A 14848-nucleotide genomic window follows, 5' to 3' on the forward strand; every position below is an offset into this window, starting at 1 on the left:
GTCCGGAAATCCCGCCTTCGCGTAAGGTCTACCCAGCCAGAGGTGCGACTGCCCCAGAGCGATTGCCGCTTCTGTCGAGGGATTGCGGCTAACCATCCGCCATCCGCGCGCGAGCTGATCTGACGGATAATCGGACAGAATTCCTTGCGATTATCGACCAAGAGTGGATAATCTGTCGGCATGGACCGATTGACGAGCCTCGAAGTCTTTAGCCGGGTGGTCGAGACCGGCGGCTTCTCTGCAGCAGCCCGCAAGCTCAACATGTCGACCACCATGGTGAGCAATCACGTTCAGGCGCTGGAAGACCGGCTCGGGGTGAGGCTGCTTCAGCGCACCACGCGTAAGGTCAATCTCACCGACATCGGCAAGGCCTACTACGACCGCTGCATCCAGATCCTCGCCGATATCGAACAGGCCGACGATATCGCAAGCGAATTGCAGTCGGTGCCGCGCGGGACGCTGCGAATCCACGTCGCCACGCACATGGTGCCGTTCGTCGCGCCCGTGGTGGCGAAGCTCCTGTCGGCCTATCCAGAGCTCAAGATCGATCTGCGCATGGGCGAAGCCGACATCGACCTCATCGAAGAAGGCTACGACATTGCCCTGCGCATGACCGCGCCGCCGGATTCGAGCCTGATCGTCCGCAGCCTCGCCACCTGGCGCCACGTGCTGTGCTGCTCGCACGATTATCTCGAAAGGCACGGTCGCGTGCAGAAGCTCGATGAGCTCACCACGCACAATTGCGGGCGCCATTTGAATTATCCGTTCGGCGACGATTGGCGCTTTTTCGATCGCAAGGGCGCGCCGGCATCGGTACGGATTTCCGGCAGCTTCGTCACCAACAGCGGTGAGGCCCTGCGGAAGGTGGCGCTGGAAGGCGCTGCCGTCTGCCTGATGGCGGGCTTTCTCGTTCGGGACGATCTCGAAGCCGGTCGGCTCGTTCGCCTGCTGCCCGAGTACCGGCCGGTCGAGATGTCGATGAACGCGGTCTATCCGCACCGGCATCATCTGTCGGCCAAGGTCAGGGCCTTCATCGACATGCTCGTGCATCACAGCGCCGAGCAGCAGAAGCTGATCAATCCGTATTCATGACGGGCGCGGCGGCGGCAATCGCCCAAACACGGCGTCGAGCGCCATGCCGATCGCAAGCAGGCCGCGATCGCTGCCCGCGGGGCCGTCCAATTCAAGCCCGATCGGCAGTTTGCTCCGGGCGCCGAGCGCGATCGGAATCTGGATGCCGGGAATGCCGGCATTGCTGCCGGGATCGGTGTTCTGGATGAACAGGGCGAAATTCTCCAGGCTGCTGGAATCGGGAATGGAGGCAATGGCGACACGCGGCGTGGTCGGGAAGGCGATGGCATCGAGCCGACTGTCGGCGAAGGTCCTGCTGTAGAGCGCCTGAAGCTTGGGGCGTGCGGTATTGATCGCGGCATCATAGACCGGCTTGGCGTCAACCAGCGTGCCATCAGGGGCGGGAAGTTTGCGCGGGATCACCAGGCCATCATAGGTGCCCTTGACGTCGGCGCTGGAGATGTCCTTTGCCAGCGCCTCGATGGAGAGGCCGGTGCCGGTATGCGCGAGATAGGCCACCATGTCGTCATGGGCCTCGTACAGTACGACTGGAAAGCTGACCTGGCCATTGAGTTCGGCCAGTTGCGGCATCTCGATCTCAACGATCGTGATGCCCTGCGTCTTCATTTTCGTGAGGGCTGCCTGGAATGCGGCGTCGGTGTCGGCGTCGAGATTGCTCAGCATCGTCTTTACGATGCCGATCCGCACCAGCCTCAGATCGGCCGGCGCGATGGCATCGCCGCCCGTAATGACGCGATCGAGCAGCGCGACATCCGCCATGGTCGCGGCCATGGGACCCGCGGTGTCGCGGGTGTGCGAGAGCGGCGCGATGCCATCTTGCGGATAGCGGCCGATCGTCGGACGCAGCGAGGCACATCCATTCAGCGCGGCGGGGACCCTGACCGATCCGCCAGTGTCGGTGCCGAGCCCGCCCGCGACGATCCGCGCGCCGATCGCGGCGCCCGTTCCGGAGGAGGAGCCGCCCGCGATCAGGGCGCGGTCATAGGCGTTGCGCACGCCGAACTCCGCGCCGGTCTTGAATGCGGTGTTGTAGCCGGAGATGCCGAAGGCGAGCTCGTGCATGCTGGTCTTGCCGATGATGACCGCGCCCGCCGCACGCAGCTTTGCGACCACCGGCGCGTCGGCCCTCGGAACGTAATGTTTCAGCGCTGGCGTTCCCGTGCTGCACGGGAGCCCCGCGACCTCGATATTGTCCTTGACCACGATGGGAACGCCGCCGAGCGGCTTGTCCTTGTTGTCCTTCGCGTCGAATGCGGCCGCAGCCTTCAGGGCGCCGGCCTCATCCAGGGTGACGAAGGCATTCAGATCGGCATTGGCCGTGGCGCGGGCGAGAGCTTCCGTCGTGAGCGCGGTGCTCGTGATTTTTCCGGCGCGGAGGTCGGCCACAGCCTGGGTCAGGGTCAACTGGTCGAAATCCATGAGGCGTCACCCCGTTGCAGGAGCGCCATCAGGGCGCGCCTCGGCTCCAGAGGCTGAAGCTTCGTCGGCGCCCCGTCAACCGTAGGCGCGCAAGTTTGCCTGCGATGCTGCGATCACATCGGCGAGAAGCCGTTCGACCGCCGGCTTCACCTTCGCGATCGCGGTGTCTTTTACCGGCCCATAACCGCGGATCTCCATCGGAGCCTTGGCGATCGCGACGAGATCGGGCAGGCGCGCCGCATCAAGCTCGCCGAGCATACGTTCGATCACGTCCTCATACCAGGCGACCAGCTCTCGCTCCGTGCGGCGTTCGACGGTGTAGCCGAACGGATCGAACACTGTCCCGCGCAACCCTTTCAGTCGCGCGAGCGCGGCGAGCGGCAGCTGGATCCACTGGCCGAAGGCGCGCTTGCGCGGCCGGCCGCGGGCGTCGCGCTCGGACGGCAGGAAGGGCGGAGCGAGATGGTATTGGACGCTGAAGCCGTCTTCGAACTCGCGCTTGAGCTCGTCGAGGAACCCGCTCTGCATGTGCAGGCGCGCCACCTCGTACTCGTCCTTGTAGGCCATCAGCTTGAACAGGGCGCGCGCGACCACCTCGGTGAGCGCCTCGCTATTCAGGTTGGCTTCCGCATTGCGAACATTTGCAACGAGCGCTCGATAGCGCGCTGCATAGGCATCGTTCTGATAGGCCGTGAGGAAGTTGGCGCGGCGGTCGATCAGCTGGTCGAGCGTCTCGGCTTTCGGCGCCTCGTCCACCTTCGGCAAGAAGTCCGGATCGGCGGCCGCGATCCGGCCCCAGGCAAAGGCCTGCTTGTTGCTTTCTACCGCGACGCCGTTGAGCTCGATCGCGCGCAACAGCGCCGACAGCGAGACCGGCAGCAGCCCGTGCTGCCAGGCAAAGCCCAGCATGACGATGTTGGCATAGACGGCATCGCCGAGCAGGCGCTCGGCCAGCGCGTTGGCGTTGATGGTGTCGAGATTGCCGTCGCCTATCACTTGGCCGATCGCGCGCAGGCGAGCGGGTGAGGCGAGATCGGCGTCACGGAAGCGGACGACATCGCCGGTCGGCATCTCCGCGGTGTTGATCGCGGAGCGCGTACCTTTCCGATAGGTGCCGGATGCCTTTGGCGAGGAACTGACGACGAGGTCGCAGCCGATCAGCGCATCGGCCGCGCCCTGGTCGATGCGGACCTGATGCAATGCATCGGGGGATGCAGCCAACCGGATGTAGCTCAGCACCGGCCCGAATTTTTGCGCAAAGCCGGTAAAATCCAGCACCGAGACGCCGTTTCGTTCGAGATGCGCCGCCATGCCGATCAGCGCGCCGACCGTGATCACGCCGGTGCCGCCGACGCCGGTGACGAGCAGATCATATGGACGGTCGAGCGTTGCGGGTGCGGGCAAGGGAAGCGTGGCCGCGTGGCCGACCGGGTCGATCCGGCTCGCGCTCTTCTTCCGGCGCGTCGCACCCTCAACGGTGACGAAGCTCGGGCAGAACCCGTTGAGGCAGGAGAAGTCCTTGTTGCAGGATGAGAGATTGATCCGACGCTTCCGGCCGAACGGCGTCTCCTTGGGCTCGACACTGAGGCAGTTGGATTCGACCGAGCAGTCGCCGCAGCCCTCGCAGACGAGGTCGTTGATATAGGCGAAGCGTTTGGGATCGATCATCTGTCCACGCTTGCGGCGACGCCGTTTCTCTGTCGCGCAGGTCTGCTGATAGATCAGCACCGAGACCCCGACGATGTCGCGCAGCTCGCGTTGCACGGCGTCCATCTCCTCGCGGGGATGGATACTGACGCCGATCGGCAGGTCCGCCGGCGAAAACTGCGCTGGATCGTCCGACACCAGCGCGATGCGCGCAACGCCCTCGGCGCGGACGCTGTGCGCGATGGCGTGGACGCTGATCGGGCCGTCGACGGGTTGGCCGCCGGTCATGGCGACGGCATCGTTGAACAGGATCTTGTAGGTGATGTTGGCTTTGGCCGCGATCGCCTGCCGGATCGCCATCGAGCCCGAATGATAATAGGTGCCTTCACCGAGATTCTGGAAGACGTGCTTGTTGCCGGTGAAGCGTGACGAGGCGGCCCAGTTCACGCCTTCGCCGCCCATCTGGATCAGCGACGAGGTCTCGCGGTCCATCCAGCTCGCCATGAAATGGCAGCCAATGCCGGCTAGCGCCTTCGATCCCTCGGGCACCTTTGTCGATGTATTGTGCGGGCATCCCGAGCAGAAATAGGGCGTGCGTGTCGCACCGCTGACGTTGATCGTGCGCGCGGCCTCAGGCATCAAGCCGGCTGCGCGCGCGGCGAGATTGAGGGCCGGGAACATCGGATCGAGCCGGCGTGCGAGCACCCCAGCGAGCGCTCGTGGCGACAATTCGCCGATCCAGGAGATCAGCCGCGCGCCGGTTTCGTCGTGCTTTCCGACCATGCGCTCGGGTTTTTCGCCCGGATAATCGTAAAAATATTCCTTGAACTGGCTTTCGATGATGCCGCGCTTCTCCTCGACCACGAGGATCTCGCGCTTGCCCTTCACGAACGCCATCGCGTCATGCAGCGCCAGCGGCCAGACCATGCCGACCTTGTAGATGTCGATGCCGATGCTGCGGCAGGCTGCTTCGTCCAGGCCCATCAGCCGCAAGGCTTCCATCAGATCGAGATGCGCCTTGCCTGTGGTGACGATGCCGTAGGTGGCGCCCGGGATGTCGTAGATGTGACGGTCGATCGGATTGGCCTTTGCGAAGGCGTAGACCGCGTGCTTCTTCGCCTCCAGCCGCTCCTCGATCTGCGGGCCGGGCAGGTCGGGCCAGCGATAGTGCAGGCCGCCGGGCGGCGGCGTGAAGTCCGGCGTGTGGAAGGCGCGCGGCGGGCGCAGCGCGACGGAAGCGCCGGATTCCACGATCTCCGAGATCGCCTTGAAACCGACCCACATGCCGGTGAAGCGGCTCAGCGCGTAGCCATATTCGCCGAATTCGAGATACTCACTGACGCTTGCAGGGTGGAGCGTCGGCATGAACCAGCTCATGAAGGCGACATCGGACTGGTGCGGCATCGAGGACGAGACGCAGCCATGATCGTCGCCTGCGACCACCAGAACGCCGCCATGCGGCGAGGAGCCGTAGGCGTTACCGTGTTTCAGCGCATCGCCGGAGCGATCGACACCGGGGCCCTTGCCGTACCAGAGCCCGAACACGCCATCGACCGCGCGGTCGGCTTGCGTCTCGACCTGTTGTGAGCCGAGCACCGCAGTCGCGGCAAGATCTTCATTCACCGCGGGGAGGAATTCGATGCGGTCCCGCTTCAGTCGCTCCTGGATGCGCCACAGTTCGAGGTCGATGCCGCCGAGCGGCGAACCGCGATAGCCCGAAATGAAGCCCGCCGTGTTCAGCCTCGCGGCACGGTCGCGCCGCACCTGGTCGAGCGCGATGCGGACGATGGCCTGCGTGCCCGTGAGGAAGACGCGGCCCGCTTCGCGATCGTAGCGGTCGGAAAGCTCGTAGGCGTCGAGTGACGAAATGGCGTCCATCCGGACCTCCCGCGGCATCCTTGCCGGTTGGGAGAAGGGTAGGCCTGGGCGACTGGTAGGTCCTACCTATTTTCCCGAGTAAGATATCTATTGTGGTAGAATTACCCGATATAATCTATAAAACGGTAGAGTAATCCATTTTGGCGACATCCATGATCGAAGACCAGGACGCGCGGATTCTCGCCTTTCTTCAGAAGGACGGCCGCGCCACCAACCAGCAGCTCGCCCACGCGGTTGGCATGTCGACGTCGGCGTGCTGGCGCCGGGTGCGTGCGCTGGAGGAGAGCGGTGCCATCCAGGGCTATGCGGCCCTCGTCGCGCGCGAGCAGGCCGGCTTTGCGATGTCCGCGATCCTCCACGTCTCGCTGGAACGGCACGACGCAAAATTCGTCGACGAGTTCGTCGCGCGGGTGACCACGCGGCGTGAGGTGCTGGAGTGCTTTGCGACCACGGGCGATGCCGATTACCATTTGCGCGTCGTCGTGCAGGACATGGCGGCCTACAACAGATTCCTCGACGACTTCATGTTCCGCATTCCCGGCATTCGCTATGTGAGAAGCAATGTCGTGCTGAAGGAGATCAAGACCGGCATCGCGCTGCCGTTTTGAGCTTGCGGCCTATGCAATCTGTCGCCTCACCCTGAGGAGGCCGCGTAGCGGCCGTCTCGAAGGGCGAGGCCACAACCGGGCCTTCATCCTTCGAGACGCTTGCTTCGCAAGCTCCTCAGGATGAGGATCACCGCTCCTCCCGCACGAACCTGTTCCGCAGCGTGCCGATGCCGGTGATGTCGATCTCCACGACATCGCCGTGGGTGATATCAGGCGAGGCACCATCCGTTCCCATCCAGATCACATCGCCGGGCCATAACGTAAAGTATTTGGTCAGCTCGACCAGGAACGGCACCACGCCAAAGATCATGTCGTTGGTATGGAAGCGGTTGGTCTCCTTGCCGTTGACCCGGACGATCGTCTGCATTTTGTCGAGATCGGCTTCGGTCTCGATCCACGGGCCCATCGGCTTGAACGTGTCGGCGTTCTTCGAGCGCCACAGGCTGCGGTCGGCCTTCTGCCAGCTGCGCTCGCTGACGTCGTTGCCGATGGTGTAGCCGAACACGCAATCCGTCGCATTCTGTTTGGTCAGGTGCTTGACCTTCTTGCCGATGACGACGACGAGCTCGCCTTCGTAGTGAATCTTGTCCGTCGCGAAGGACGGGATCATGACCTCCTCGTCATGTGCGATCAGCGCATTCTGGGCGCGATAGCCGATCTCGGGTCTGTCCGGCACCGCTGGCACCTCGCCGCGCTTGTCGGCGGCCTCTTTCAGATGCTTGAGGTAATTCAAGCCGACGCAGTAGAAGGTGCGCGGAATCAGCGGCAGCTCGATTTTAACCTGCGACAGCTGATGCGTGCGCGAGGTGCGTTGCCATTCGCCGAAGGGATCGCCCTCGATCGCGATGACCTGGTCACCCTCGACGATTCCCCAGGACGTCTTGTCCGCGGCGGTGAATTTCAGCCAGCGCATGCCGTGTCTCCGTTGTTATTCCGCGGCATCGCGCGGCTGCACTTTCCAGTCGCCGGCAGCCGGCCGCCTGAGCCCGAGATTTTCCCGTAGCGTCTTGCCGCGATACTCCTTCTGGAACAATCCGCGCCGCTGCAATTCCGGGACAATGTGCTGCACGAAATCGGCATAGGAGCCGGGCACATAGGTCGCGGCGATGACGAACCCGTCGCAGCCGCGCTCGACGAACATTTCTTCGAGCTTGTCCGCGATCTCCTTGGGGCCGCCGACCATCGCATCCTGGACCTGACCGCGGCCGGAGAAGGTGACGAAGTCGCGCGCGCTCGGATTGCTCTTGCCGGAGTTCTTGAGCACGCCGTCGCGGATGCCCAGAATGCCCTGCATGCTCTTTAGCTCTTCAGTCGTCAGCGGCTCGTCGAGATCCTTGGAGGCGAAGTCGTAGTTGAGCGCTTCGGCCAGCAGCGACAGCGCGTCGATCTGCAGCGGCAGCTTGTTGATCAGCGCCATCTTGTCTTCGGCCTCGGCCTTGGTCGCGGCGCAGACCGGTGTCGCCAGGTTGCAGAGGAACATCGCCTCCGGATCACGGCCGGCTTTCGCGGCCTCGTTACGCACGGACGCATAGCCTTCCTTGGCGGCGGCAAGATTGCGTGCAGCGGTGAAGATCACCTCGCCCCACCGTCCTGCAAAGCGTTGCCCGCGGCCGGACGCACCGGCCTGGATGATCACGGGATGGCCCTGGTCAGAGCGCGGCACCGTGAAGGGACCGCGCGACTTGTAGAATGGGCCCTTGTGATCGAGCCGCTTCACCTTGGCTGGATCGGCGAAGCGGCCGCTCTTTTTGTCCATGATGAGCGCGCCGTCCTGCCAGGTGTCCCAATGGCCGAGCACGATCTCCATGAATTCGTCGGCCTTGTCGTAGCGAGAATCATGTTCGGGATGAGAGTCGCGCCCCATGTTGTGTGCTTCGCCGTCATTGAGCGAGGTCACGACGTTCCACCCGGCGCGTCCGCCGGACATCAGGTCGAGCGTTGCGAAGCGGCGGGCGATGTCGAAGGGCTCGAAATAAGTCGTCGAGCCGGTCGCCCCCAACCCGAGCTTCTCCGTAACCATGCCCATCGTCGTCAGCACGATCAGCGGATCCATCTTCACGCAGCGGATGCCGTATTCGACGGTGTGGGTGTGATCGTTGCCGTAGCGGTCCGGCATCGCCAGCCGGTCGTCGAAGAAGGCCATGTGGAACTTGCCGGCTTCGAGGATTTTGGCGATCTCCTGATAATAGTCCGCCGACATCGAATCGTCGCGCGAGTCCGGATGTCGCCACGAGCTCGGCAAATTCGTGCAGTTCTGGGCCTGAAGGAAGCCCACCAGTACCATCTGCCGCGTCATGCTGCTGTTCTCCGAATTGCGTCAGGCCGAAATCCGTCAGGCCGAAATCCGTCAGGCTAGGTCGAGGACCGTATCGAGCCTGTACTCGCGCGCCAGCGCGCGCAGCTTTTCCCAGGTCGCATCCTCGATCTCGATGCCCTCGCGCAGGCGCTGCTGCTCGCGCACGCCCTCGATCTCGCCGGGATAGAACACGCCCTTGCTGCCCTCGGAGGGCGGGGTTGATTTGAGATAGTGTGCGAACTCGGCGACTTCGCGCTTGAAGTCTCGCAACGGGCGAAACGCGGCGACGTTGAACACGGCCATGAAGCAGCCGTCATTGTGCCGGCCCGTGGGCTCGACGCCGAAACCGAGGCCGGTCAGCAGGCCGCACAGGACCTCGACCATCGCGGCGAGGCCGCTGCCCTTGTAGCCCTCGGTGCCGCCGAGCGGCAGCAGCGCGCCGCCCTTGCGATACTGGGTTGGATCGGTAGTGTGCCGTCCCTCGGCATCGATGATCCACCCCGGCGGGATCTCCTCGCCGCGGGCGACCGCGAGCTGGATCTTGCCGGCCGCGACCGCAGAGGTCGCCATGTCCAGATAGAACGGCGCATCGAGATCGGACGGCACCGCAATCGAGATCGGATTGGTGCCAAGCCGTGCCTCCTTGCCGCCGAACGGCGCCACATGCTTCGGCGAACGGCCGGAATCCGCCGTTGCAATCCCGATCATGCCTTCGCGCATCGCCATCAACGGATAGGCGGCGAGGCGGCCGACATGGCTTTGCCGGAACACGGTGCAGGCGGCGACATTCGCCGTCTTCGCTTTCTCGATCGTCAACGCCATCGCCTTGGCGTTGACGTGGAAGCCAAACCCCCACTGACCGTCGATCACGGTCGTCGTCGGCGATTCCTGCACGATGGTCCATCTGGCGCCGGGCACGATGTGGCCGGCCTTGATCCGGTCGACATAGGTGGGAATGGCGATCACGCCGTGGGAATCGTGGCCGGCGAGATTGGCGTTGACGCAGCCGCTTGCGACTGCGCCGGCCTCTTCCTCGGAAGCCCCGGCGGCACGAAGCAGCGCGGCGCTGATGCGCGTGAGGCGGTCGGCCCGGACGATCGGCATGGCGTTTTCCTCAGGTCTCGCCCTTGGCGGGCTCTGGTTCTTGAGGGCCATCGTCTCAAAGCACAGATGCGATATCAATCTCCTGTAAACCAATACAGGGCTGCAAATTCGCAGCGAGCAGGGCCGTCGGGCGAAGATTCGTCCCGCGCGGTGGCATTTTCGACAGGTTGGCGCAGGTCGTTCGCAGCTCGTTCACTTTGATCGACGGTTTGCAGCGCGCAATAACGACCACTTAGGCGATCGCCGGTCATAACGTCATCCGGGAAAAAAAGGCAGAAATGCCCGGGAGCTGAGATCGTGCCGACGACACTCGCGCGCACCTTTGCGGCGTTGAGCGCCATCAACGAAGCGATCCTCTACGCGAAATCGCCGGATGAGCTGTACCAGAAGGTCTGCGACGCCGGGTTTGCGAGTGGAGACTTCATGGCCGTGGCCGTGTTCCTTGTGGAGCCGGATGGCCATAAGCTTCGCTTTGCCGCTGGTCGCGGCGATGACGTAGCGCGGCTGAGCGCGATCGAGATCACCACGCAGGCTGGCACGCCGGAAGGCCTGGGCGTGGGCGGCGAGGCGTTCCGCAGCCAGAAGCTCTGCATCAGCAACGATTTCCTGAACGATCCGCGTTCGCTGGCATGGCGCAACGGCGCGGTGGCGGCGGGTGTCGGCGCGGCCGCGGCGCTACCCCTGATCTGCATGGGACGCAGTATTGGGGTGTTGTATGTTACGCGGTCGGGCGCCGGCTCGCTCGACGAGGCGATGGTCTCGTTGTTCGAGCGGATGTCGGCCAATATCTCTCACGCGCTGGAGAGCTTCGCGACCGAGGGAGCCCGCCTGGATGGCGAGCGGGCAGTGCGGCGGCTCAACCGCATGTTCGGCGCGCTCAGTGCGACGAACGAAGCAATTCTGCAAGCCAGCACTGAGCTGGACTTGTACCAGCGGGTCTGCGACGCCGCTGTTTATAGCGGCAAATCGCTTGCCACTTTCGTTCTGCTGCACGAGCCGGATTCCGAATGGCTGACGCCGGTGGCAGCGACCGGACATAATCTGGATCTGATCAGACAGTCGCGCTACTCGATTGATCCGGAGAGTCCCTACGGCAAGGGCATCTCCGGCGAGGTGTTCCGGACCCAGCAAGCGATCGTCGAGGACGACCTCGTCAATCGTACCAAGGGGACCACCTGGGAGCAGGCCAACGTCAATGCCGGCGCCGTCGCCTGCGTGGCTGCTCCCTTGATCAAGCGTGGCACCAGCATCGGCGTGCTGTTTTTCTTCGTGAGCAAAGCCTGGGCGAAAGACGAAGGCATCGTCGCATTGTTGCTGCGCATGACCGAAAACGTGTGCTTTGCGCTCGAGAACTTCGACCGCGACAAGGAGAAGGCCCAGATCGCCTTGGAGGAGGATCGGCTGGCGCGCATGTACGCGGCGCTAAGCGCGACCAACGAAGCCATTCTGCGGGCAAGGTCGCGCAGCGAACTGTTGGATCTGGTTTGCGAAGCCACGGTGCACGGCGCCAAGTTCGCCTCGACCTCCATTGCATTGCTTGACCGCGATGCGGGACTGCTTCGTGTTGTCGCGTCCTTCGGACCGAATGCCGAGGAAGTGCGATCCTTCAGACTGTCCGTCAGCGACAAGGAGCCGGAAGGACGCGGGCTGACCGGCACCGCGTTCCGGACGCGGCGGCCCTGTATCAGCAACGACGTCCTGGCAGACGCCCGCCTCAAGCCTTGGCACGCCAGCGCGCATCGCAATGGCATTAGGTCCTCAACCGCGATGCCGCTGTTCAACGGCGACAGCGTCGAAGGCGTATTCCTGTTCAATTCGCCCGAGTGCGGCACTTTCACGGACGAATTCGTCGAGCTGTTGCGCAAGCTCCAGGCCAATGTCGCCTTCGCGTTGGAGAACTTCGACCGTGCCGACGAGAAGGCGAAGGCCGACAGGCAGCGTGACAGGTTGAGCGGCATGTTCGAGGCGCTGAGCGCGACGAACGAGGCAATCATGCGCGCCAAGACGCGCGAGGAGCTGTTCGAAGGGGCTTGCCAGGCAGCCGTGCTCGGCGGCGTATTCGCCTCGGCGACAATCGGCATTATGGACGACCGGCGTGAACTCGTTCGCGTGGTTGCCGTGAAGGGGCGCCTCCAGGAGCGGATGGTGGGACGCACCTGTTTTGTTTCCGCCGACCATCCTGAGGGTCGCGGAATCATAGGGATGTCGCTGCGGACCCGCGGGCCCAGCGTGATCAACGACTATCTCCACGACCCCCGAGCGGCGCATTGGCACTCTAAGGCGATCGAAGATGGAACGCGAGCAGCTGCCAGCTTCCCGCTGCTGCGCGCCGGCCAGGAGCCGATCGGCATTCTGCTTTTCCTCGCGCCGGAAGAGAATACGTTCACACCCGATATGGTCGAGTTGCTCGGGCGCCTCGCCGAGAACGTGTCATTTGCACTCGATAATTTCGATCGCGCCGAGGAAAAGTCCCGCAACGAGGCGCGGACGGAGCGTTTGGCTCGCATGTTCGCGGCGCTGAGCGCGACCAACGAGGCGATCATGCGGGCGAAGTCGCGCGCCGAACTGTTCGACCTCGTCTGTCTCGCCGCATCGAACGGCGCCAAGTTCACCTCGACCACCATTGCGCTGGCGAGGGTCGATAGCGATCAGCTGGAGATCGTGTCGAGCGCCGGACCATCGTCTGACACCACGCGCAATGTCCGCCTGTCAATCGACCCCGAGCGCCCCGAGGGGCGCGGAATGAGCGGCACGGCGTTCCGCACCCGCCAGCCCTGCATCAGCAACGACTATCTCAACGACGATCGCGTTCGCGCCTTTCATTCCATTGTCCGCAACGACGGCGCGCGGTCGGGCGCGGCTTTTCCCCTCGTCGCACACGATCGGGCCGTCGGCGTCATGATCTACATGTCGACCGAGCCCGGCACCTTCACGGCCGAGTTCGTCGAGCTGTTGCAGCGCCTCGCCGACAACGTCTCCTTCGCGATGGAGAATTTCGACCGGGCCGACGAGAAAAACCAGGCCGACGAGCGAATCGAATACCTCGCTTCGCACGACAGCCTGACCGACCTGCCGAACCGCGAGACCTTCAACGGGTTGCTGCATGAGGCGATCGACGAGGCGCAGCGCCACGATCGTCGCTTTGCGGTGCTGTTCATCGACCTCGACCGTTTCAAAGTCATAAACGATTCGCTGGGCCACGAAGCCGGCGATCTGCTCCTGCTCGAAGTGGCCAACCGGCTGCGTGGTGCGCTGCGCGCAACCGACGTGGTGGCGCGGCTCGGCGGCGACGAGTTCGTGGTGATCCTCGATCAATGCGGCGAGATCGACGACGTCCAGCGCATCGCGACCGGGCTGTTGACGGCGCTTGCGGAGCCCATGGAGCTAGCGGGGCACGAGTGCCACACCACTGCCTCGATCGGCATCGCGATGTATCCGGCCAACGGCTCCGACGTGCAGACGCTAACCAAGAACGCCGACATGGCGATGTATCTCGCCAAGGAAGACGGCAAGAACGGCTATCGCTTCTTCTCCAAGGAAGTGAAGACGCAGTCGATCGAGCGGCTGTCGTTGGAGAGTGCGCTGCGCCGCGCGCTGGAGCGGCATCAGTTCACTTTGAACTACCAGCCCAAGGTGGACATGGTGACCGGCCAGATCACGGGCGTGGAAGCCCTGCTGCGCTGGATGCACCCGGATCTCGGCAGCATCTCGCCGGCGCAGTTCATTCCGCTTGCGGAAGAGACCGGATTGATCGTGCCGATCGGCCGCTGGGTGGTAAAGGAGGCCTGCGCGCAGGCCATGGCCTGGCAGCGCCGCGGCCTGTTGCCGGTGTCGATGGCGGTCAACCTGTCACCGCGGCAGTTCGTCGACGAGCATCTGTTGCAGGACGTCGACGAGGCGCTGGCCGCCAGCGGCATGTCGCCGGTTCTGCTCCAGCTCGAAGTCACCGAGAGCATGATGATGCGCAATGTCGGACGTGCGCTCAAGGTGCTCGACGCCATTCAGAGCCGCGGCATTCGCCTGGCCATCGACGATTTCGGCACCGGCTATTCGTCGATGTCGCTGATGAAGCATTTTCCGATCGACACCATCAAGATCGACCGCTCCTTCGTGCGCGATTTGCCGCAGGATTTAGAAGACCAGGCGATCGCGCAGGCGATCATCAGCATGGGCAAGGCGCTCGGCATGACCGTGGTGGCGGAAGGCGTCGAGAACGCTGAACAGGAGGCGTTCCTGCGCGCTCATGGCTGCGACGAGATGCAGGGCTTCCTGATCTCCAAGCCGGTGCCGGCGCGGCAGATGGCCGAGCTGCTGCGGCCGATGGAGCTGCCCGGCACGCCGCCGCTCCAGCCGGAGCTGGACCATGCCGCCACCGCGGCCGCGGCGCTACGGTTGAAAAGCGCTGTCGTCTGATGGCTGCGGCTGAAGCTCGCGGGCGTCCTCGTCCCTGATCTCCGCCTTGCGTGGAAAATCATCCGGCCACGGAAGTGAGGTTTGTCCGGCGAAGAGCGTGATAAGGACATGCGCGCCTTCGGCAAAGCTCGAGCCGTCGCCAAGGCCGAGCTCCCGACACCACACCTGTCGCATCGGCTCGTGCGTGTCGAGCACCGCCATCGCCGGACCCCACCACCAGGCCGGCGCCGGCGATCGTTCGTGCTCCGGCACGGCATGCCAGAGGACGAGCTCGTCCATCATGCGCTCGAATTGCAGGCTTGCGGCCTGATGCATTCGTTCCGTGCTCCCTTGGGTCGCGCCTGAAAGCAGGCCGATGCGCGGACTCGATCGTGGCCTTCGCTGTGAAAAG

General features: G+C 63.9%; 10 protein-coding genes. 3 read left to right on the plus strand and 7 right to left on the minus strand.

What is annotated here, in order from left to right; genetic code table 11:
* Nucleotides 1–180 precede the first annotated feature (180 nt).
* Complete coding sequence (locus ACVIN2_RS25435; RefSeq protein WP_456767658.1) at nucleotides 181–1092, plus strand: LysR family transcriptional regulator; 912 nt, start codon at nucleotides 181–183, stop codon at nucleotides 1090–1092.
* Here ACVIN2_RS25435 and iaaH read toward each other — a convergent pair.
* Nucleotides 1087–2511 (minus strand): indoleacetamide hydrolase, encoded by a 1425-nt coding sequence (gene iaaH / locus ACVIN2_RS25440; RefSeq protein WP_456767659.1) that lies wholly within the window; start codon nucleotides 2509–2511, stop codon nucleotides 1087–1089. The two genes, ACVIN2_RS25435 and iaaH, sit on opposite strands and share 6 nt — an antisense overlap.
* 75 nt (nucleotides 2512–2586) lie before the next feature.
* Entirely contained in the window at nucleotides 2587–6036 is a 3450-nt protein-coding gene (locus ACVIN2_RS25445) for an indolepyruvate ferredoxin oxidoreductase family protein (RefSeq protein WP_456767660.1), read from the minus strand.
* Nucleotides 6037–6188: 152 nt separating this feature from the next.
* Here ACVIN2_RS25445 and ACVIN2_RS25450 point away from each other — a divergent pair, with 152 nt between their 5' ends.
* A complete protein-coding gene (locus ACVIN2_RS25450) occupies nucleotides 6189–6644 on the plus strand; it encodes an Lrp/AsnC family transcriptional regulator (RefSeq protein ID WP_456767661.1) in 456 nt (151 codons plus the stop codon).
* Nucleotides 6645–6771: 127 nt separating this feature from the next.
* On the opposite strand, the gene ACVIN2_RS25455 is transcribed toward ACVIN2_RS25450, so the two are convergent.
* From ACVIN2_RS25455 to ACVIN2_RS25470, 4 genes are all read right to left on the minus strand, one after another.
* On the minus strand, nucleotides 6772–7557 hold the full coding sequence (locus ACVIN2_RS25455) for a fumarylacetoacetate hydrolase family protein (RefSeq protein WP_456767662.1): 786 nt from the start codon (nucleotides 7555–7557) through the stop codon (nucleotides 6772–6774).
* A gap of 15 nt (nucleotides 7558–7572) precedes the next feature.
* A complete protein-coding gene (locus tag ACVIN2_RS25460) occupies nucleotides 7573–8940 on the minus strand; it encodes an LLM class flavin-dependent oxidoreductase (RefSeq protein ID WP_456767663.1) in 1368 nt (455 codons plus the stop codon).
* A gap of 51 nt (nucleotides 8941–8991) precedes the next feature.
* Entirely contained in the window at nucleotides 8992–10044 is a 1053-nt protein-coding gene (locus ACVIN2_RS25465; RefSeq protein ID WP_456767664.1) for an Ldh family oxidoreductase, read from the minus strand.
* A gap of 74 nt (nucleotides 10045–10118) precedes the next feature.
* Nucleotides 10119–10295, minus strand: coding sequence for a hypothetical protein (locus ACVIN2_RS25470; RefSeq protein WP_456767665.1), 177 nt, complete (start codon nucleotides 10293–10295; stop codon nucleotides 10119–10121).
* 46 nt (nucleotides 10296–10341) lie between these two features.
* Between ACVIN2_RS25470 and ACVIN2_RS25475 the strand changes: the two genes are divergently transcribed.
* Nucleotides 10342–14457, plus strand: a complete 4116-nt coding sequence (locus ACVIN2_RS25475) for a sensor domain-containing phosphodiesterase (protein ID WP_456767666.1) — start codon at nucleotides 10342–10344, stop codon at nucleotides 14455–14457.
* On the opposite strand, the gene ACVIN2_RS25480 is transcribed toward ACVIN2_RS25475, so the two are convergent.
* Entirely contained in the window at nucleotides 14431–14772 is a 342-nt protein-coding gene (locus ACVIN2_RS25480; protein WP_456767667.1) for a hypothetical protein, read from the minus strand. The genes ACVIN2_RS25475 and ACVIN2_RS25480 overlap by 27 nt on opposite strands.
* Nucleotides 14773–14848 lie beyond the last annotated feature (76 nt).

It is taken from the genome of Bradyrhizobium sp. USDA 3650 (assembly GCF_054057395.1).

Coding starts and splice junctions, on each gene's coding strand:
- ACVIN2_RS25435 (WP_456767658.1), top strand. CDS start 181: ATGGACCGATTGACGAGCCTCGAAGTCTTTAGCCGGGTGGTCGAGACC.
- iaaH (WP_456767659.1), bottom strand. CDS start 2,511: ATGGATTTCGACCAGTTGACCCTGACCCAGGCTGTGGCCGACCTCCGC.
- ACVIN2_RS25445 (WP_456767660.1), bottom strand. CDS start 6,036: ATGGACGCCATTTCGTCACTCGACGCCTACGAGCTTTCCGACCGCTAC.
- ACVIN2_RS25450 (WP_456767661.1), top strand. CDS start 6,189: ATGATCGAAGACCAGGACGCGCGGATTCTCGCCTTTCTTCAGAAGGAC.
- ACVIN2_RS25455 (WP_456767662.1), bottom strand. CDS start 7,557: ATGCGCTGGCTGAAATTCACCGCCGCGGACAAGACGTCCTGGGGAATC.
- ACVIN2_RS25460 (WP_456767663.1), bottom strand. CDS start 8,940: ATGACGCGGCAGATGGTACTGGTGGGCTTCCTTCAGGCCCAGAACTGC.
- ACVIN2_RS25465 (WP_456767664.1), bottom strand. CDS start 10,044: ATGCCGATCGTCCGGGCCGACCGCCTCACGCGCATCAGCGCCGCGCTG.
- ACVIN2_RS25470 (WP_456767665.1), bottom strand. CDS start 10,295: ATGACCGGCGATCGCCTAAGTGGTCGTTATTGCGCGCTGCAAACCGTC.
- ACVIN2_RS25480 (WP_456767667.1), bottom strand. CDS start 14,772: ATGCATCAGGCCGCAAGCCTGCAATTCGAGCGCATGATGGACGAGCTC.